At 67.1% G+C, this 20,669-nt stretch carries 12 protein-coding genes; 7 read left to right on the top strand and 5 right to left on the bottom strand.

Translation table 11 applies throughout. The features are described from left to right. Positions 1-147: 147 nt before the first annotated feature. Together AC1POX_RS01830 and AC1POX_RS01825 are read left to right on the top strand one after the other, a co-directional pair. The gene (locus tag AC1POX_RS01830) at positions 148-1,497 is read left to right on the top strand and encodes an NAD(P)/FAD-dependent oxidoreductase (protein WP_031424775.1); all 1,350 of its coding nucleotides are present in this window, start codon (positions 148-150) and stop codon (positions 1,495-1,497) included. Next, a complete protein-coding gene (locus AC1POX_RS01825; protein WP_057681222.1) occupies positions 1,494-2,501 on the top strand; it encodes a chorismate transformation FkbO/Hyg5 family protein in 1,008 nt (335 codons plus the stop codon). The genes AC1POX_RS01830 and AC1POX_RS01825 overlap by 4 nt, the downstream gene beginning before the upstream one ends. Positions 2,502-2,809: 308 nt before the next feature. Here AC1POX_RS01825 and AC1POX_RS01820 read toward each other — a convergent pair whose 3' ends face one another. Continuing rightward, positions 2,810-4,153: an AMP-binding protein gene (locus AC1POX_RS01820; RefSeq protein ID WP_218503353.1), complete on the bottom strand. Its 1,344-nt coding sequence runs from the start codon at positions 4,151-4,153 to the stop codon at positions 2,810-2,812. A gap of 592 nt (positions 4,154-4,745) precedes the next feature. Between AC1POX_RS01820 and AC1POX_RS01815 the strand changes: the two genes are divergently transcribed. From AC1POX_RS01815 to hemF, 4 genes are all read left to right on the top strand, one after another. After that, positions 4,746-7,106, top strand: coding sequence for a S9 family peptidase (locus tag AC1POX_RS01815; RefSeq protein WP_122272170.1), 2,361 nt, complete (start codon positions 4,746-4,748; stop codon positions 7,104-7,106). Between the two features lie 432 nt (positions 7,107-7,538). Next, positions 7,539-8,255, top strand: coding sequence for an SH3 domain-containing protein (locus AC1POX_RS01810; protein WP_372356684.1), 717 nt, complete (start codon positions 7,539-7,541; stop codon positions 8,253-8,255). Continuing rightward, positions 8,252-8,836, top strand: coding sequence for a hypothetical protein (locus AC1POX_RS01805; protein WP_372356683.1), 585 nt, complete (start codon positions 8,252-8,254; stop codon positions 8,834-8,836). Before AC1POX_RS01810 ends, AC1POX_RS01805 begins: the two co-directional genes overlap by 4 nt. Before the next feature lie 402 nt (positions 8,837-9,238). Beyond that, entirely contained in the window at positions 9,239-10,138 is a 900-nt protein-coding gene (hemF, locus tag AC1POX_RS01800) for an oxygen-dependent coproporphyrinogen oxidase (protein WP_184421420.1), read from the top strand. Positions 10,139-10,206: 68 nt separating this feature from the next. Here hemF and AC1POX_RS01795 read toward each other — a convergent pair whose 3' ends face one another. Together AC1POX_RS01795 and polA are read right to left on the bottom strand one after the other, a co-directional pair. Next, the gene (locus AC1POX_RS01795) at positions 10,207-10,464 is read right to left on the bottom strand and encodes a hypothetical protein (protein ID WP_372168291.1); all 258 of its coding nucleotides are present in this window, start codon (positions 10,462-10,464) and stop codon (positions 10,207-10,209) included. A gap of 516 nt (positions 10,465-10,980) precedes the next feature. After that, the gene (gene polA / locus AC1POX_RS01790; RefSeq protein WP_136732964.1) at positions 10,981-13,782 is read right to left on the bottom strand and encodes a DNA polymerase I; all 2,802 of its coding nucleotides are present in this window, start codon (positions 13,780-13,782) and stop codon (positions 10,981-10,983) included. A gap of 76 nt (positions 13,783-13,858) precedes the next feature. On the opposite strand from polA, the gene AC1POX_RS01785 reads away from it, so the two are divergent. Further along, the gene (locus AC1POX_RS01785; RefSeq protein WP_008571145.1) at positions 13,859-14,149 is read left to right on the top strand and encodes a DUF2782 domain-containing protein; all 291 of its coding nucleotides are present in this window, start codon (positions 13,859-13,861) and stop codon (positions 14,147-14,149) included. 355 nt (positions 14,150-14,504) lie between these two features. Here the strand turns inward: AC1POX_RS01785 and tssA are convergent, their stop codons facing one another. Both tssA and AC1POX_RS01775 read right to left on the bottom strand, forming a co-directional pair. After that, entirely contained in the window at positions 14,505-15,548 is a 1,044-nt protein-coding gene (gene tssA / locus AC1POX_RS01780) for a type VI secretion system protein TssA (RefSeq protein WP_127167698.1), read from the bottom strand. A 49-nt stretch (positions 15,549-15,597) separates the two neighbouring features. After that, positions 15,598-20,646 (bottom strand): beta strand repeat-containing protein, encoded by a 5,049-nt coding sequence (locus AC1POX_RS01775; RefSeq protein WP_481108604.1) that lies wholly within the window; start codon positions 20,644-20,646, stop codon positions 15,598-15,600. Positions 20,647-20,669: the final 23 nt, after the last annotated feature.

The raw sequence follows: 20,669 nt of genomic DNA, 5'->3' as shown, positions 1-20,669 counted from the left end.
ACGTGCTGCCGGTCGTTCTTCACATATGAATCGGCGGGCCGCAAGCTGGCCGGGCCGCCGGTCAGGCTATCATGACTGCATGACGCTCGCCCGCCGCAGGTTCGTTCCAGGATGACTTCCACCGCTGTTCGCCTTACCCCGACCGCCATGCCGGCAGCCGGGCCGGCTCCCGGACCGGAGTGTCCGGATGTTCTGATCGTCGGCGGCGGCCCGGCTGGCTGCACCGCGGCCATCGCACTTGCCGAGTTCGGTTGGTCCGTGACCCTGCTCGAGAAGGCGCAGCACCCGCGCTTTCATATCGGCGAGTCCTTGCTGCCGATGAACATGCCGATTCTTGAACGCCTTGGCGTGCTGCAAGACGTGCGCGCCATCGGCGTGCTGAAGCGTGGGGCGGATTTTCCCAACGACAGCGGCGGCTACAACACGTTCCGTTTCTCCCACGCGCTCGATGCCAAGGCCGATTTCGCCTTCCAGGTGCCACGTGCGCAATTCGACCACGTGCTGTTCCAGCGTGCGCGTGCGGTGGGCGTGGATGCACGCGAGCAGGTCTGCGTGGAGCAGGTCGCATTCGACGGCGAACAACCGGTGCTGCAGGCACGCACGGCAGACGGTGGCGTGCAGCAGTTCCGCCCGCGCTATCTGCTCGATGCCAGCGGCCGCGACACCTTTCTGGGCAACCGCCTCAAGCTCAAACGCGCCAATGCAACGCATCAGTCGGCCGCGGTGTTCAGCCATTTCCGCGGCGTGACGCGACGCCCGGGCGAGGATGCCGGCAACATCAGCATCTACCGGCATGCGCACGGCTGGATGTGGCTGATTCCGCTGCCGGACGACATCATGAGCGTGGGCGCGGTCTGCTACCCGGAGTACATGAAGACCCGCAAGGGCGACAGCGAGGGCTTCTTGATGCGCACGCTGGCGCTCAATGCCGAGCTCAACGCGCGCATGCTCGGCGCCGAGCGCGTGGCGCCGGTGCATGCCACCGGCAATTACGCCTACGAATGCACGCGCATGGCCGGGCCGCGCTGGTTGATGCTGGGCGATGCCTACACTTTCGTCGACCCGATGTTTTCCTCTGGCGTGTTCCTGGCCATGCACAGCGCCGAACGTGGCGCGGCGATGGTGGATGCGGCACTGCGCGCACCGCAGTCGGAGGCGAAACTGCAGCGTGCCCTGCAGCGCGAACTGACGCGCGGTGTGGATGAATTCAAGTGGTTCATCTACCGCTTCACTTCGCCCACCATGCGCGCCTTGTTCGCGCACCCGCAAAACACCTGGCAGGTGGAACAGGCGGTGGTGGCAATGCTGGCCGGCGATGTCTTCGACGCCCCCAAAGTCCGCATCCGCCTGCGCGCCTTTCGCGCCCTGTACGCACTCACCACCTTGTCGATGATGCCGCGCGCCTGGCAGTCGTGGCGCCATCGCCGGCGTCAGGCCAAGCTCGGCTTCGACGGCGACACCTTGCAATGCGACACGCAACAACGAGACGCTCAATGACCGCTTCCCAGGCCCAGACAACGCACGCCGTGCGCCATCCCCGGCTGCAGGTCGACTATGTCGACCAGACCGACCCTGCCGTGCTGCTGACCGACCCGCAGGTGCTGGCCGTGTTCGGCTTCGGCGATGCGGCGCCGCGCCTGCACGACCCGCGCTATCTGCGCGTGCCGCTGCAGCCGTACCAGGCCAGCGTGCTGGAAGTCTGGCGTACCGATGCGCCGGTGCGCAGCGGCCGCGATGGCAACATCGCCTGGTCCAGCGATGGGCACCTGCAGTTCGGCGTGATCGAGATCGACGAGCAGGATGTCGATATCGAAGAAGCCGCTGCCAGGGCATATGCGGAAATCACCGCCTTCGTCAGCAACGGCCAGACGCCGCGGTTGCTGCGGATCTGGAATTACCTCGACGCCATCACCCTGGGCAGCGGCGATCGCGAACGTTACCGGCAGTTCTGCGTGGGCCGTGCACGCGGGTTGGGCGCATTCGACACCGCGCAGTTGCCGGCGGCCACCGCAGTGGGCCGTTGCGATGCCGAGCGCATCATCCAGATCTACTGGCTGGCCGCCACCAATGCCGGCACGCCGCTGGAAAACCCGCGCCAGGTCAGTGCCTACCATTACCCGCGCCAGTACGGCCCGCAGCCGCCCAGTTTCGCCCGTGCCATGCTGCCACCGGCCGGCAGCGACATGCCGCTGCTGCTGTCAGGCACCGCTGCGGTGGTGGGCCACGCCTCGATGCACACCGGCCAATTGCTGGCGCAGCTGGAAGAAACCTTCGCCAACTTCGACGCCCTGCTTGGCGCCGCGCGTCAGCATGCACCGGCGTTACCGGCGCAGTTCGGCGCCGGCACCCGCCTGAAAGTCTATGTGCGCGAGCGCGACGACCTGCCCCGGGTTGCGCAGGCACTGGATGCCCGCTTCGGCGATGCGGTCCCGCGCCTGCTGCTGCACGCCGTGATCTGCCGCGATGAGCTGGCGGTGGAGATCGATGGGGTGCATGGGTGATGCCACGTGCCGCGGAGGCCATCTGCGGCGATCGATCGAGCAGCGCCCACGGATGGCGCGATGCGGGCTGACCTGATGCGGGCATTCGTGCCGCGTATCCCTGACCCCGCATCGAAGGCGCCACACAGGTGCCGATGAACGCCGACAACACCGCTGCGCAGATGACGATCAGCAGGGCGGCAACGCTCTGTGGCCTGCGTCGACCATGCCTGCCCGCGCGTTCTTCGCGCTGTGTCTGCGACCATTCATCGCCACGCTGACTGTCGCGTCTATGACGCCTGCCGTTGCGCACACGTGGCAGGCCACGCTCAGCCGTTGAGCAATCCCAGCACCACATCGCGCGGCAGCTTGCCGGTTTCGTTGCGTGGCAGGGCGGCGACCTTGCGCAGGCGGCGCGGCAGGAAGACCGGGTCCACGCTGACGCGGAGCGCGGCCAGCACCTGGGCTTCGTCGAGGGTGGGGGCGACCACCAGCGCGGCGATGCGGCCGACCGCCTGGCCGGGGTCGGGCGCGAGCTGCACGATGGTCCCGTCGATGACGCCGGGAATGGCGAGCAAGCGCCGTGTCAGATCGGCCAGCGATGCGCGCTTTCCGGCGATTTCCAGCAGGTCGGCCTGGCGGCCGCGCACCTGGAAGCGGCCGTCGTCGGCCACGTCCATCATGTCGGCCAGCAGCACCGGCGTGGCCAGATGCGGCGCATGCACCAGGGTGCCTGCAGCCTGCGTTTCAAGGCGCACGCCGGGTAAGGGCGTCCACGCCGCTTCCAGCGCCGTACGGCGCACGGCGAACACGCAGGTTTCGGTGGAGCCGAACATCTCGCGCACCTCACCGCCGAAACGCGCTTCGGCGGCAGCGGCGATCTCCGGCGCCAGCGGCGCGGTGGCCGACACGATGCCGGCCAGCGGCGGCAACGCCACGCCGGATTCGACCAACGCACGCAGATGCACCGGTGTGGTCACCAAGACACGCGGCGCGGGAATATCGGCCAGTGCACGTGCCACGTCGTCCGGAAAGAACGGGCGCCCTGCGTGCACCGCCAGCGTGGTCACCATTGGCAGCAGCACCGACAACTCCATGCCGTACATGTGCTGCGGCGGCACGGTGGCGACCACGTGCGGGACGGCATCGGTGTGCGTCCACAGACTTTGCAGCGCGACCAGATCCTGGCGCGTGCTGGTCAAAAAACTGCCCCATGTCTTGGGATTGGGTTGCGGGCTGCCCGTGCTGCCGGAGGTGAAACCGATCGCCACCAGCGCATCGTCGGCCAGCTGCGGAATCGGGCCCTGGGCCTGCGGCAACTCGGCCGGCAGCTGCCAGTACCGCGGCGGCACCAGCTCCAGCGCCAGGTCGCCCAGACAATACGTATCGACGTAACGCGCCTGCACTTCGCCCACGACTGCCGGCGCGCGCGAGGACGGCAGCAGCGAGACCTGCCCGCGCAGCGCACATGCATAGAACGCCACCATGAAACGATAGCGGTCCTCGCACAGATTCACCGCATGGCGGCCCGCGGGCAGCTGCTGCGCCAGGCCGTGCACGTGCGCGATGAAGGTCGCCAGATCGACCGACTGCCCCGCGCGCCAGGCCAGCGGCCGGTCGGGCGCACCAACAGCCATCGGATGGGAAATAGCGGGGGCAGGCAGGCTGGACATGGAAACCGACGGTCGCAAAAGCGCGCTAGCTTGGCCGCCACCTGCGCCGCTGGCAAGTCAGGGGTTTTCCTCTGCGACGCGCGAAGTGGATCGCCGCCAGGGTGTGGCATGCGGGTGGCCAGGCCAGTTGGTGTGAGACGCGCGCCTTGTGCGGCATGGCACATCATCGTCGCTGCACGCGGCAAGTCTTCACCAGTGCGTGGTTGCGCTGGGCAGTGCGATACGCCGACGGGCTGCAGGTGTGCAGGGCACTCGTGCGGCGCCTCTGCGCAGGTGCGCTTCCATACGAGATTTTCGTTGCGTTCGTCGGCGCGTGTGCCAGTTGAGCGCGTGGCGTTACCAGTGCCGTGGCGTTGAAGGATTCATTTGCGCTGTCGTGTCGTGCAGCGCCGATGCCGCGCACCGCTCTCATCTGCGACTGCATGCTTGCGCAGCGCCGGCCCATGGTCGCGCCCGCTCATTGCGCGCTTACAGGTGCTACCGGGCGCTGCATGCAGCCACGCACGCATGACCTGTGGCCCAAGCCTGCTGCGAAGGCGAACTGCTAGGCTTGCGCGCTCTCCTTTGCGTCCAGCCGTGTCCGATGCCTAGATTGTTGCCGTTGACCCTTCTGCTGCTGGCCACCACTGCGCATGCGCAGTCTGCCGCCCCGCTCACCATCGAACAGGCGATGGCCGACCCGGACTGGATCGGGCCGGCGGTGGACCAGGCCTGGTGGCAATGGGACGGCAAACAGGTGCAATACCTGCTCAAGCGCGATGGCAGCCCGGTGCGCGACACCTATCGCCAGGGCACCGGCGGCGGCACCGCCGAGCGTGTGGCCGATACCGCGCGCGCCGGCCTGGATGCGGCAAACCCCAGTTACGATGCCACCCGCCAGCGCATGCTGTTCGCACGTAACGGCGACATCTTCCTGCGCGATCTGCGCACAGGTGCGCTGACCCAGCTGACCCGCAGCAACGAGACCGAATCGCGTCCGCAGTTCGCCAGCGACGGCGGTGCGATCTGGCGCGCGGGCAACAATTGGTACCACTGGCGCGCCGACGGCGGCACTGCGCAGGTGGCGGTGGTCAAGGCCGAGCGCGACCCCAACGCCGCTCCCAAGGCCGATGTGCTGCGCGAGCAGCAACTGGCGACGCTGGCCACCTTGCGCCGCGACAAGGAGCAACGCGACGCGCTGCGCACGCAGGAAGACGCCTGGCGCCGCGCCGATGCCACGCGTGCGGCGGCGCCGGTGTATCTGGGCGATGAGGTGGAGATCGTCGACAGCGCGTTGTCGCCGGACGGCCGCCATCTGTTGGTGGTCACACAGGCCAAGAACGCCGACGAAGGTCAGGCCGGCAAGATGCCCAGATACGTGACCGAATCCGGTTACGAAGAATTCCAGGAAGTGCGCACCCGTGTCGGCCGCAACGCCCCGGCAGCGCATGCGCTGTGGCTGGTGGATGTTGGCGCGGGCACGGCCAGATCGCTGTCGTTCGACCCACTCCCCGGCATCGCCACCGATCCGCTGGCGGCCTTGCGCAAAGCCGCCAAGCGCGACCCCCTGAAGGGCAACCGCGCGGTGCGCGTGGAAAGCGATGGCGACGGCAGCGGGCCGGCCGTGCACTGGAGCGATGACGGCCGCAACGTGGCGGTGGAAATTCGCGCGGTGGACAACAAGGACCGCTGGATCGCCAGCGTGGACCTGGACAACGCCAGGCTGCAGCCGCGTCACCGTTTGAGCGATAGCGCGTGGATCAACTGGGACTTCAACGATTTCGGCTGGCTGCCCGACAACCGTACGCTGTGGCTGCTGTCGGAAGAATCCGGCTATTCGCAGCTGTACACCGTGGAAGGCAACGGCAAACCGCGCCAACGCACGCGCGGCAAGTGGGAAGTGTCGATGCCGGTGCCCAGCGCCGACGGCGGCGGCATGTTCTTCCTGTGCAACCAGAAATGGCCGGGCGATTACGAAGTCTGCAAGCTCGATCTGCGCAACGATCAGCTCACCGAGATCACGGCGTTGAACGGTGTGGAAGGTTTCAGCCTCTCGCCCAACGGGCAGCAGTTGCTGGTGCGTTACTCCGGCAGCTATCTGCCGACCCAACTGGCCGTGGTACCGGCCACAGGCGGTCAGGCCACCGTGCTCACCGACACCCGCACGGCAGCCTTCAAGGCGCAGCCGTGGATTGCGCCGCAGTACGTGCAAATCCCGTCCAAACACGGTGCCGGCACGGTCTGGGGCAAGTATTACGGCCCCAAGACGCCCGAGCCGGGCAAGCAGTATCCGATCGTGATGTTCGTGCACGGCGCCGGGTATCTGCAGAACGTCTCCGAACGCTACACCCCGTATTTCCGCGAGCAGATGTTCCACAACCTGCTGGTGCAGCAGGGCTACATCGTGCTGGACTTGGACTATCGCGCCTCCGAAGGCTACGGCCGCGATTGGCGCACGGCGATCTATCGCAACATGGGCCACCCCGAGCTGGAAGATTATCTGGATGGCCTGGACTGGCTGGTCGCCACCAAGCAGGGCGATCGCACACGCGCCGGCATCTACGGCGGCTCGTACGGCGGCTTCATGACCTACATGGCGCTGTTCCGCAGCCCTGGCACGTTCAAGGCCGGGGCGGCGCTGCGCCCGGTCGGCGACTGGATGCAGTACAACCACGAGTACACCTCCAACATCCTCAACACGCCCGAGCTCGATCCGGAGGCCTACAAGATCTCCTCGCCGATCAATTACGCCGAGGGCTTGCGCGACCACCTGCTGATCGCCCACGGCATGATCGACGACAACGTGTTCTTCAAGGATTCGGTGGACATGACGCAGAAGTTGATCGAGCTGCACAAGGACAACTGGCAGGTGGCGCCGTACCCGCTGGAGCGCCACGGCTTTACGCGCGCCGATTCGTGGCTGGACGAGTACAAGCGCATCCTCGAGCTGTTCAATGAGCAGGTGAAGCCTTAGAGCATGCCAGGTACTTCGAGGTGAGGGCGAAGCGTCCTGTGGCGCGTCGAGACAGGGCGTGCGCCTTGCCCACGGGTCGGCCGCCAGCGGCACGGGGCGGGCGCCGCGCGTCCTGCACGCAGATGCCGGGGTCAGGCCATCTCGCAGTCACGATGCGCCCTGACCAACCGCGCAGAACGTAGCCGATCCGGCCAACTGCAGCGACGACGCTGCGATCAGGATCAACGACGCGGCACGTGCGCGGGCAAACCAACACCGGCGTCTGGGTTGCTTCCCGCTCACCTGTTGCTACGCCAGTGGCTCTAAGCTTGGCGCTGGACCGGTAACGCGCCATCGCTGCACGCGTGCTGCTGCACCGGTCCGCCGCATGACCGGTGCGCCGCCGGCATGACGGCGCTTCCACTCACCACGGGCGCAGGGAAGGGAGACGCGATGGGCCTGTGGGACCGTTTGTTTGGACGCAAGAGCACTGCGGCAAACACGCCGCGCACGGCACCGACGGCTGCGCCTGTCGCTGCCGCAGACGTGTCGGAGGCGGTGGCCGAGATCGATCCCGCACTGCAACCGGCGCTGAGCGCGTTTCAGCGCGGCGACCATGTGGCTGCCTACAACGCTGCGCAGACGCAGCGCCACCTTGGTGCCGATGCGCAGCGCCTGTGCGCGCTGTCGTTGAGCGCGCTGGACCGCTATCGCGAGGCCTACCCGTACTGGCTGGCGCTGTATGCGCTGGAGCCCACGGCACACAACGCACTGCAGCTGGCAACCAACTCGGTGATGTGCAACGAGATCGCCCAGGGCGAGCAGTGGTTGCTGACCTTCGACGATCTCAATGCACAGGAGCGGTCCACCTCGCCGGCGACCGCGCGTACCAGCTTCCTCACCGCGCTCACCCGCGCCGGCCACGGGGCGCACGCGCTGCCGCACCTGGAATGGCTGCGCGAGGCATATGCTGGCATGTCCATTACCGACAGCCATTTCCTGTACGTGCGCGGGCTGCCGTTTCTCGAAGCATTTCTTGAGCGCAGCACGCCGCTGTTGCGCCAATGCCTGCCAGCCGACGCAGTGCCCGAGTGGTACGCGCGCCTGCAACCTGCGCTGGATCCGCCCGGGCAGGCGATGGTGGCTGCCCACATCGCATCACTACGATGAGCGCCGTCCGGCCAGCATCGGCGCGCCAGCGCGGTGGCTTCGTCACTCCGCTGGCGTGGGTTTCCCTGTTGCTGGGGGCGGTCAGCGTGCTGGCCAATCTGATGCAGATCGCACTGATCGCACTGGCGCCAGGTGCGGCATCGCTAGGGCTGCCCGAAGGCATCACCCTGCCCCCCTCCTGGCAATGGCTGATCGATCACGCGCTGTCGTTATCGGTCGCCGGCGTGGTGCTCTCGGCTGCGTTCTGCTGGTTGAGTTGGGCGCTGCTGCAGCGGCGCGAGTGGGCAAGGCGTGGCTTCGTGGCGGTGTTGCTGGTGACCGGGCTGCTCAATTTCGGCGGACTGGCGTTGATCGGGCCCTTGTTCGACGGCGTGCAGACGCTGCTGCCCGCCGATGTGCTGCAAAGCCCGGAGTGGCCGCAGATGCAGGCACGTTTGCAGGCCACCCAGCAAATGGCACTGGTCCTCACCGGCCTGGGTGCGCTGGCGATCGGCTGCGTCCACGCAGCATTGGCATGGCGGCTGTGCACGCCCGCTGTCCGCGCGGAGTTTTCGCAAGCTGAGCGACTTGATAGCCGGTAAGGACGCTGCAGCCTGCAGCAGTTCAGCTGCCTTGCAACGAAATACGCCTCGCTCGCCAGTTGCGCATCGAAAACTGAGAGCTTGCGTGTGCGGTTGCCCGGCTGTCTTCAAGCCCAGCTCGAATGCACGGCGCCCGCATCGCTCGCGGCACACGCCGTGAACCCATCCTTGCGGCAAGGACACTGCACCACACGTTGGTCGGCAGTTTATGAAGTAGCTCCTGATACGGAAACGGCGCTGTAGAACAAGCGAATCTCGCCGGTCGGTAGCACTGGCATACGACCATCTCGACTGGTCATTGCCCAGCGGTGATCACTGCGCCGTCATCCCGCATCGCACTGCGACAAACGGGCGCGCTTGCGCGGGATGCACCGCGCGGAGCGCACGGCTTAGAATTGGGACATGAATGAATTCGACCGTGTACGCGATTATCTGACCGACCTGCAGGACCGCATCTGCGCCGCTGTGGAAGCTGCCGACGGTAAGGCACGCTTCGCCGAGGACCTTTGGAAGCGCGAGGAAGGCGGCGGTGGCCGTACCCGCATCCTCCGCGACGGCGCGGTGTTCGAGCAGGCCGGCATCGGTTTTTCGGATGTGTCCGGTACGCGCCTGCCGCCGTCGGCCAGTGCGCACCGGCCCGAGCTTGCCGGTGCGACCTGGCGTGCATGCGGCGTCTCGTTGGTGTTTCATCCGCACAACCCGTATATCCCGACCACGCACATGAACGTGCGCTACTTCCGCGCCGAGCGCGATGGCGAGGTGGTGGCCGCCTGGTTTGGCGGTGGCTTCGACCTGACTCCGTTCTATCCCTTCGATGAGGATGTGCAACACTGGCACCGCGTTGCACAGGCGCTGTGCGAGCCGTTTGGCCAAGAGCGCTATGCCACGCACAAGCGTTGGTGCGACGAATACTTTTTCCTGCGCCACCGCAATGAAACGCGTGGCGTGGGCGGGCTGTTCTTCGACGATCTGGGTCAGGATTTCGAGCGCGACTTCGCCTACCAGCGCGCAGTGGGCGATGGCTTTCTGGATGCGTACATACCAATCGTGCAGCGGCGCAAGGACACACCCTACGGCGAGCGCGAACGCGAGTTTCAGTTGTACCGTCGTGGGCGCTACGTGGAATTCAATCTGGTCTACGACCGCGGCACCCTCTTTGGATTGCAGAGCGGTGGGCGCGCCGAGAGCATCCTGATGAGTTTGCCGCCGCGGGTGCGCTGGGAGTACGGCTTCACGCCGGAGCCGGGCAGCGCCGAAGCGCGGCTGGCCGATTACCTGATTCCACGCGACTGGCTCGGTTGATCGAAACGCCGCCGTAAGGCGTGGCGTGCTGGCGGACGTCCACGCAGGCGGTGGCATTGGCGGGCACGTTACAGCGCGTCGCGATCAAGTGCGTTGCCTGCTGACGGCTCGATCCACTGTGCATCACCGGTGCGCCAGGCTGCCTGGAGACAGCGGCCGCACAGGTGCGGATTGCGCGACGCGACGGCGCCCTGGTCCTTGGCAGAATGAAACTCGCCCACCAGCGCCGGCTCGGCGGCGCGCATGGCAAGCGAGCGCAAACGCGACAATAGTGAATCGATAGATGAATACGCGCGCGGCCCGCCCATAAACTGAATGAGCAGCATGGCCTCGTACCGCCGTCGCAGCACCCCCTCTGCATCGCCGCACCCGACGATTGAGCGGGCATTTACGCTGCAACGCGGCATGCACTGGGGCTTGGCGCAAAGCGAACGCGTTGCCTGCGCGGGGTCTTGGAGTGGTGTCGCTACACGCACGCGCCCTGCGCACACCGAAGGCACCTGCAGCATCGCTGTTAACGCTGCAGCGCTTGCGCATAGTGGAAGGACACAAATAAAAAGCCCCGCAGACCAGGGGGAGGTCGGCGGGGCCAGGGAACGGAAACTTGGGGAGGAGTTTCCGCTCCGAGATCTGCTCCAGGGGATGGGAGAGATCTACCGACAGGCGTTGCGCCCGTCGAGGGATATAACAACATTTTCTACATTGATGGATCGTGAAGATAACTGTTAAAAAAATGTAGAATTTAGGGGGTATTCATTCCATTAACTCAGCTGAATTCACATTATGTTTGGAACGGATTATTGCTGATCTGCGTATTCAGCATATCGCAGCCATTCACCGCATCAATGCGCTTGGTCCCAATTATCGCCAACGCCCGAATCCACCACCAACGGCACGCGTAATTCAGCTGCGCCCGCCATGCGCGTGGTGACCTCGCTCAGTAGCGTATCGACGAAATCGATATCGGCTTCGAACACCAGTTCGTCGTGCACCTGCAAGATCATCTTCGCGCGTTGCGCGTGGTTGGCGATCCAGCCGTCCACGTTGACCATGGCGCGCTTGATGATATCTGCGGCGGTGCCCTGCATCGGCGCGTTGATGGCGGCGCGCTCGGCACCGGCACGCTGGCCCTGGCTGCCGGCATTGATGAAGTCCAGATACAGCCGGCGCCCGAACACCGTTTCCACGTAGCCCTTGTCGCGCGCCTGCTGGCGGGTGGTTTCCATGAAGTCGCGCACGCCCGGGTAACGGCTGAAGTACAGCGCGATGTAGTCCTGCGCCTCGCCGCGGCCGATACCGAGCTGACGGGCCAGGCCGAAGGCGCTCATGCCGTACATCAGGCCGAAGTTGATGGCCTTGGCGGCGCGGCGCTCATCGCCGCTGACGGTGTCGATGGTGCGGCCGAACACTTCGGCGGCGGTGGCGCGGTGGACGTCGGCGCCGGATTCGAACGCGCCCACCAGTCCGGGGTCGCCGGACAGGTGCGCCATGATGCGCAGCTCGATCTGCGAATAGTCGCAGGCGATCAGCTTGCGTCCGGCCGGGGCGACGAACGCGCGGCGGATGCGACGACCGTCTTCGGTGCGGATCGGGATGTTCTGCAGGTTCGGATCGGACGAGGACAGCCGCCCGGTGGCGGCGCCGGCCTGGTGGTAGCTGGTGTGCACGCGCCCGGACTGCGGGTGGATCATCTCCGGCAGCTTGTCGGTGTAGGTGCTGCGCAGCTTGGCCAGGCCACGGTATTCCAGGATGACCCGCGGCAGCTCGTGCTGGTCGGCGATGGCTTCCAGTGCTTCTTCGTTGGTCGAGGGCTGGCCCTTGGGCGTCTTGACCACGGCGGGGAGCTTGAGCTCGTCGAACAGCAAAGCCTGCAGCTGCTTGGGCGAATCCAGGTTGAAGCTGCGCCCGGCAAGCTCGGTGGCTTTCTGCTGGGCAGCGAGCATGCGCTTGGACAGGTCCGCACTCTGGCGGCGCAGTTCGGCCGCATCCACGCACACACCGTTGGCTTCGATGCGGGCCAGCACGTCCACCAGCGGCATTTCGATGTCGCGGTAGACGCGCTCCAGGCCCGGTTCGCTGGCCAGCCGGGGGCCGAGCACGCGATGCAGGCGCAAGGTGATGTCGGCGTCCTCGGCGGCGTAGCGGGTGGCGTCTTCCAGGCTGATCTGGGCGAACGGGATCTGCTTGGCGCCCTTGCCGCAGACGTCTTCGTACTTGACGGTGTCGTAGCCGAGATAGCGCTTGGCCAGGCTGTCCATGTCGTGGCGGGCACTGCCGGAATTGAGCACGAAGCTCTCCAGCAGGGTGTCGTCGGCATAGCCGGCCAGCGCCACGCCATGCCGGCGCATCACGTGCAGGTCGTACTTGCCGTGCTGGCCGAGCTTGCGCACGGCCGGGTCGGTGAGCAGTGGCGCCAGTTGCGCCAATGCCTGGGTGCGGTCGAGTTGGGCCGGCGCACCGGGGAAGTGATGACCGAACGGCAGGTACGCCGCCTGGCCGGGCTCGGCCGCCACGCTCAGGCCGATCAAATCGGCTTGCAGCGGGTCCAGGCTGTCGGTTTCGGTATCGAAGGCGAACTGCCCGGCGGCACGCAGCCGCGCGATCCAGCTGTCGAGCTGCTCCTGGGTCAGGATGGTCTCGTACTGGCCGGGCGCCGACAGCGACGGATCGAGATCCACCGCGGCGTTGACGGGGCCGGAGACGAAGCCGGTGCCGCGCGCGCGGCCCGGTTCGGTGCGCGCAGTGGCAGCAGCAGCGCCCAGCGCCACCGGCTCGGCCAGCAGGCCCGCCTGGGCGGCCGCACCACCGAGTTCGCGCAGCGCCTGGGTGAAGCCGTAGCGGGCGTACAGCACCGCCAGCGCCTCGGCGTTGGGCTCGCGCAGGTCCAGCGCGCGCGGGCCGCTGGCCAGGGTGACATCGGTCTTGATGGTCACCAGCTCACGGTTGAGCGGCAGGCGTGGCAATGCGGCGCGCAGGTTGTCGCCGATCTTGCCCTTGATCTTGTCGGCGTTGGCGATGACGCCATCGAGCGAGTCGTATTCGGCCAGCCATTTGGCGGCGGTCTTGGGGCCGCACTTTTCCACGCCGGGCACGTTGTCGACGGTGTCGCCCATCAACGCCAGCAGGTCGACGATCTGATCGGGCCGCACGCCGAACTTGGCGATCACCGCCGCGTCCGAATCCATGCGGCTGCCGCTCATGGTGTTGACCAGTTCGATGCCCGGACGCACCAGCTGGGCGAAGTCCTTGTCGCCGGTGGAGATGGTGACCTGCAAGCCATCGGCGGCGCCCTGCAGCGCCAGCGTGCCGATCACATCGTCCGCTTCCACGCCATCGATGCGCAGGATGTCGATGCCCAACGCATGCACGATGTCGCACATCGGCTGCACCTGCGCGCGCAGGTCCTCGGGCATCGGGGGGCGGTTGGCCTTGTAGTCGGCATACAAGTCATCGCGAAATGTCTTGCCAGGCGCGTCCACCACGAACGCGACATAGGCCGGGCGCTCCTTCAAGGTGGCGCGCAGCATGTTGACCACGCCGAACAACGCACCGGTGGGCTCGCCCTGGGCATTGGTCAGCGGCGGAAGCGCGTGGAACGCGCGATACAGGTAACTGGACCCGTCGATCAGGACTAATCTGCTCATGGCCCGATTCTACGCTGCACGCCCAGGGCACACCGCGCCAGCGCATACTGGCTGGCGATCAACACGGATAACGACAATGAACAAAGCACGTCTTTTGCTGCTGCCGTTACTGCTGCTCGGCGGCTGTGCCACCGGCGGCGGCGACCGCGCCGGTGGCGATATCCCGGCTGGCGCCGATGTCACCAGCAAGACCATGGGCAACGGCGACAAGGTCGACGAATACCGCGTCAACGGTCAGCTGGAGATGGTGCGGGTGACGCCGGCGCGCGGGGCGCCCTACTTCCTGTACGACCGCGACCATGACGGGCATACCGACGCGGAAAAGGACAAGGTCAACAAGGTGTATTGGCAGCTCTACAGCTGGTGATTGGGAGTTGCGATTCGGGATTCGTGGGGCATGCGTCGGGCGTTGAAACGCCCGGTGGCGTTGCATTTTTGATCTGCGGTTCATTGCCTTGGCCGAATTGCCGCCGTGCCCGGAGATGTCCCCTTGCGCACAGCGCGCCGCACACCCGCGTGGTGCGCTTGCGGTAGCGCTGACGATGGGCTGCCGGCATGCAGCGGTGCCCGGTGCTCTTTCACACGATTGGGCGCTACTCAACCGTGTTCACGATTGCTGGGCGCACCGCTCAGCGTGCCCTGCCTGTCCAGCGCAACCGCTGCTCGGCGTTCCCTGCCCGGCGGGACACCAGGTGCTCGGGTTTCTTGCCTGGCGATGCGGCTCAGGTTTCTTCCAGCGGGCCGGTGACGCGTTGCAGTTCGTCGATGCCGGCCGGGGCCAGCTCCTTCATCAGCGCCAGGAAATCGCAGCCGACCAGGCGTTGGGCGCGGCGCAGCAGCATCGGCACCGGGCTGGATGGTTCGTGCCGGGCGTAATAGGCGCAGATCTCTTCCAGCCGCCGCTTCACATCCTCGGGGCCGGCGATCTCGTCGTTGCGGCGGGTGGCACTGGTTGCCGTGGCGGCGGCGTGGCCCTCGCCGGCAGCCTGCTCACCGTCTTCAGTGACCGCAAGGACGCCCTGCCGCGCTTGCCAATGCGGCAGTACGAAGCGCTCCAGATCGCGCAGGTCGGTCAGCAGCGGCCGCAGGTCCGGCGCAGCGGTGCCGACGCGCTCGCTCAGCAGCGCATCGATCGCGCGCGCCTGCCGCAGCGCCTCGGCAATGGCCTGGGCGGAGGTGGCCAGCGTTTCCGGCGCGCAGTCCTGGCAGCAGGCTTCGATTTCGGCCAGGCTGGGGCCGCTCTGGCCGTCGGGCAGCTTGATGCTGCCGTTGGCCACGCGCAGATCGCGCAGGCTGAAGCGGCCCAGCCGCGGCGACTGCACGAACGCGGTGGTGCGCAGCGCACCGAGCAGGCCCATCGGGTCGCTGAGGCCGACCAGCGCATTGATGCGCGAGGTGGGGTCGTTGTCGTCGTCGGCATCCAGCTGCGGATGCACGCTGTCCCAATGACGCTCGAGCAGGCCGTGGATCAACGCCAGCGCATCGGCCCAGCCCGGCAGACCGCGCAGGCGCAGCCAGGCGGCGCCGAGCTTGCCGGCCACGCGCAGGTCGCGGCTGCGCCGGCTCAGTTCCAGCGCCAGCGCCTGCACCTTGTCCCAGTCCGGTTCTTCGGCGGCGATGACGCTCTCGCCCAGCGAGCGCTCGGCGCGGACCGCCGATTCGCGCTCCAGGCGCAGGAACTCCGGGTCGTATTCCAGATCCGGTCCGGCCGGGGCGTCGTCGCCGAGCGGCGCCAGCAGGGTCTCCAGGGAACTGTCGTCTTGCATGGCACGGCCTCCATCTGGGAAGCCGCCGCGGTGAGCGGCGGCAGGCAGGTCACTCGGGATTGCAGACGGCATCCGGGTCGCCGGCGTCGCAGGCCGGCTGCTGGTCGTCGGGCAACCGCAGGCCGGGGCGGACCAGGCCGAAGGCGCGGTACGGGGTACCGCTGGCCGACAGGTCCACGAAGGCCACGGTGCGGCTGGCCGAACTCTGCGCACGGCCGGCAAACGCCGAGGCCGGCACATTGAAGCCGGAGCCGCCGGCCAGATCGAGCAGGCTGCCGTCGACCGTCGTGGCGTTGAAATACGCCGGCGGCGCGCCGATCGCCGCTACGGTCTGGGTGCCGGTGCCGATCACATAGATCGGGTTCTGCTGCGTACCGATCTGGCCGGTGGCGGCAAAGGTGCCGGTGCCGTTGCGCAGCGGCGCGCGGCCGTCCTGGAACAGATTGCCGCGGACCGACAGGAACATCGCGCTGTTGCCGGCATCCACGCTGTAGCTGCTGCCATTGGCCAGCACCAGCAGCAGGTCGCCGCCGTTGGTGAAGCTGAACCCATTGCTGGCGACGAAGTCGCCCAGGCGTACGACACGGTTGTCGACGAAACCGGCCGCATCGCCCAGCACCACCGCGCCGCCTGCGCTACCGCTGAGCAGGCCGGCGGTGATCGAACTGCCGGCGCGCTGGCGGATGCCGGCAGCGGCCTGCAACCAGCTGGTGGCGCCGCTGAGCTGGCCGCTCAGCTGCAGCTCGCCGCCGCTGCGCAGGCGCAGCGAGGGGCCGCCGTCGACGCGGCCGCTGACCAGCAGCGAGCGATTGCTGACCAGATTCAGGCCTTGCGCGCTGAAGTCGCCGAGCGCGTCGATGGCGTTGCCGCTGCCGGTGAGCGTGACCGCCCCGGCGGCATTGCCGCCGAGCTGACCGGCGCGCAGGTTGCCGGCGTTCTGGGTGATCGCCCCGCCGCTGCTCAAGGCCACGCTGGCGCCTTCAACGTCGTGACCGAGTACCACGCCGGTGCCGCCGCGCAGGGCGATGGCGTTGGCACTGAGCGCGCCAGCGGTGGTGAGCTGGCCACCGGCCTGCAGACGCAGGGCATCGCTGGCTTGCGCAGTCGCCGCCAGGTCGTTGCGATCGACGATGGCGATGCTGCTGCCGCGCGCCTGCACCGTGCCCTGGAAATCGTTACCGGCCGCATCCAGCACGATCGCACCGGTGCCGGCATCGAGCACGCTGCTGCCCGCCACGGTCAGCGCACCTTGCTGGGTAATGCCGGCAGCGGTGGCCGCAGGCACGGCGATCGCCTGGGCAACGATCGTGTTGGCCTGGGCCGTTGCTGCACTCCCGCTGCGTGCCACCAGCGCACCGCCGACGCGCCCCTGGCCCAGATCCAGGCCGGCGCCGCTGGCGACATCCAGTGCATCGACCTCCAGATTGCCCAAGACCAGCGCATTGCGATCGCGCACGCTGGCCGCGTCGCCGCTCAGGCTCACCGCCGCCTGGAAATCGTTGTCGGCATCGGTCAATGCAATGGCAGCGCCACTGCTGTTGATGCGGGTAATGCCAGTGACGGTCAACGCGCCGCTCTGGGTGACGGCGCCGCCACTGCTGGCCGCATCCAGATCGCCATCGACCAGGCCAACGCCCAGATTCAGCGCGCCGCTGTTACGGACCTGCAGGTCGCCGGTGTTGAGCGTGCCCAGGGTCAAGGCATTGGCATCGCGCACGCTGCTGGCCCCGCCGCTCAGGGTGAGCAGGCCCTGGAAGTCGTTACCCGCCGCCTCCAGGGTGATGGCGCCGCTGCCGGCATCGACCGTGGTGTCGCCTGCGACGAGCAACGCGCCACCGGTCTGGGTGATGGCGGCATTGGTGCTGTTCAAGCGCAGCGCGTTGCCTGCCGTGAGCGTGTTGCTCAGCGCGATGCCATTGGCGCCGGTCAGTTGCACCGTGCCACCGCGCAAGGCGCCGGCGGTGCGCAAGGTGCCGCCGTTGGCTGTCAGCGTCAGCGCGCCGGTGCCGGTGTCGATCTGGCTGGCCGGCATGTTCAAGTCACCGCCGGCGACCAGCGAGATCGCCGCGTTGGCACCGCTGCGCACCGCAGCGATGCTGAGGTCGTTGCGATCCTGCACGGCGATGGCATTGCCGGTGAGCGCAACCGCGCCGACGAAGTCGTTGTTGGCATCGGTCAAGGCGATGTCGCCACTGCCGGCATTCAAGCTGGATGCACCGCCGACCGACAAACCGCCGCTCTGGGTGATCGCTGCATTGCCGCTGGTGCCGTTCAACGCGCCACGCACCACCCCGTTACCGAGATTCAATGCGCCACTGCTGTTGGCGGTGAGTGCATTGGTGGACAGCGTGCCGAAACTGAGCGCGTTGCCGGCGATCTGCACGTCGCCTGCCGTGAGATTGACCACGCCGTTGAAGGTGTTGCCCGCGGTATTGAGCGTGACGTTGCCACTGCCTGCATTGACGGTGGTGGTGCCAACGTCGAGTGCCGCGGCGGTCTGCGTGATCGCGGTGTTGTTGCTGCTCAGCGACAGCGCGCCTGTGGTGGTGATGGTGTGGCCGATGGTGAGACCGTCGCGTGCGGACAGGGTGACGTTGCGGCCGCGCAAGTCGCCGCCGGTGCTCATGCTGCCGCCATTGGCGATCAGGGCAAGATCGGCGGTGCCGGTGTCCAGGTTCTGCGCGGAGAGGTTCAGTGCGCCGCCGGCGGTCAACGCGATGGTGCCGTTGGCAGCGGCGTTCAAGGCATTGATGGTGAGGTCGCCGCGATCGGCCACCGTGATGCCGGTGCCGGTGAGACTGATGCCGGCGCCAAAGCGGTTGCTGCCGTTGTTGAGCGCGATGCTGGCGCTACCGGCATCGACGGTGCTGGTGCCCACCACGTCGAGTGCGCCGGCGTTCTGCACGATGGCGGCGTTGGTGCTGCGCAGGGCGAGCGTGTTGGCGGTGACGGTGTGGCCCAGGGTCAGGCCGTCGCGTCCGAACAGCGTCACGTTGTTGCCACCCAGGGCTGCGGCCGTGCTCAGTGCGCCGCCGTTCGATGCCAGGGTCAGGTTGCTGTTGCCGACCGCGATAGCCTGCGACGGCAGGCTCAAGGTACCGCCGGCGGTCACTGCAACACTGCCGTTGCCGGTGCTGGTCAATGCGGCAAGACTGAGGTTGTCGCTGTCGGTCACGCCAATGCCGTTGCCGGTCAGGCTGACGCTGTTGAAGTTATTGCCGGCTTGCAGCAACGAGATCGCACCGGTGCCCGCATCGACCGTGGTGGCGCCGCTGACCAGCAGTGCGCCGCCGCTTTGCGTGATGGCGGCATTGCTGCTGGCAAGCGACAACGTGCGCGCGGTGATGTTCTGGCCCAAGGCCAAGCCGCTGTTGGCGCGCAGGCTCACTTCATCGCCAAGCAGTGCGGCAGACAGGCTCAGGCTGTTGGCGATCAGGTTGATATCGCCGCTGCCGTTGTTCAACGTCGTGCCTGGCAGGATCAGATTGCCGCCGGCGGTCAGCGCGATCGTGCCGCCGTTGTTGCTGGTCAACGCCGAGAGCGTGAGATCGTTGCTGTCGCGCACCGCGATGCCGGCGCCGGTCAGGCTCATGCTGCCCTGGAAGTCGTTGCTGCTGTCGATCAGCGCGATGGCGCCGCTGCCGGCATTGAGGGTGGTGGCGGCATCGACGATGAGTCCGCCGGCCTGGCCGATGGCGCCATTGCCGCTGCTCGCAGCAAGGGTGCCGGCAACGCGGCCGCTGCCCAGGTTCAATGCGCCGTTGCTGGTGGCGGTGAGGTTGGCGGTGTTGAGCTTGCCCAGCGTCAACGTGCTGCTGTCGCGGATCGACACCTCGTTGCCGGTCAGGCTCACTGCACCGCCGAAGTGATTGCCGGCACTGCCCAACGCGATCGCGCCGGAGCCGGTGTTGAAGCTGGAGGTCGAACCGATGCGCAAGGCGCCTGCGGTCTGATTGATCGCACCGTTGCTGGTGGACACCACCAAGGTGCTGCTGTCGATGCTGGTCGCCAACGTCAGTGCGTTGGCGCTGAACAGCGAGACCGCATTGCCGGCGAGATCGCCGCCCAATGTCAGCGTGCCGTTTTCTGCGCGCAGCGTCAGGTCATCGCTGCTGGTCAATCCGCTGCCGGGCAACGTGAGCGAGTTGCGTGCGGTGAGCGCGATGGTGCCGGCGCCACCGTTGTTGAGCGAGACCACGCTGAGATCGTTCGCATCGACCACCGCGATATTGCGGCCGGTCAGTGCAAGGCCGTTCCTGAAGTCGTTATCGCGTGCGAGCGAAATGGCGCCGTTGCCGGCATCGACGGTGGCAAGGCCGCCGACGTCGAGCACCCCTGCATTCTGGAAGATCGCGTTGGTGGTAGCAGTCAGGCCCAGGCTGCCACTGGCGGTGACGTTGTGATTGAGCACGATGCCATCGCGGCCGCTTAGGCTCACATTGCCGCCATTCAAGCTGCCGTTCGTGCTCACTACGCCGCCATTGGCGATCAGGCTGAGCGCGCCGGTGCCGGTGCTGAGGTTTTGCGTGGGCAGCGTGAGCGCGCCGCCGGCTGTCAGGGCGATGGCGCCATTGGTGCCGTTGCTGATCGAGGAGATGCGCAGATCGTCACGATCGACCACGCTGATGCCGGTACCGGTGAGGCTGACGCCGCTGCGGAAATCGTTGCTGCCGTCGGTCAGCGCGATGGCGCCGCTGCCGGCATTGAGGGTGGTGGCGGCATCGACGATCAGTCCGCCGGCCTGGCCGATGGCGCCATTGCCGCTGCTCGCAGCCAGGGTGCCGGCAACGCGGCCGCTGCCCAGGTTCAATCCGCCGTTGCTGGTGGCAGTGAGGTTGCCGGTGTTGAGCGTGCCCAGCGTCAGCGCACCGCTGTCGCTGATCGACACGCCGTTGCCGGTCAGGCTCACTGCGCCGCCGAAGTGATTGCCGGCGCTGCCCAGTGCCAGCGCACCGGTGCCGGCGTTGAAGCTGGAGGTCGAACCGATGCGCAAGGCGCCTGCGGTCTGGTTGATCGCGCCGTTGTTGGTGGACACTGACAAGGTGCTGCTGTCGATGCTGGTCGCCAGCGTCAGTGCGTTGGCGCTGAACAGTGACACCGCATTGCCGACCAGATTGCCGC

Source organism: Xanthomonas sp. NCPPB 3442 (assembly GCF_056725145.1).
Note: the sequence above shows the minus strand (reverse complement) of the source record. Positions and strands in the feature narration are given on the sequence as shown.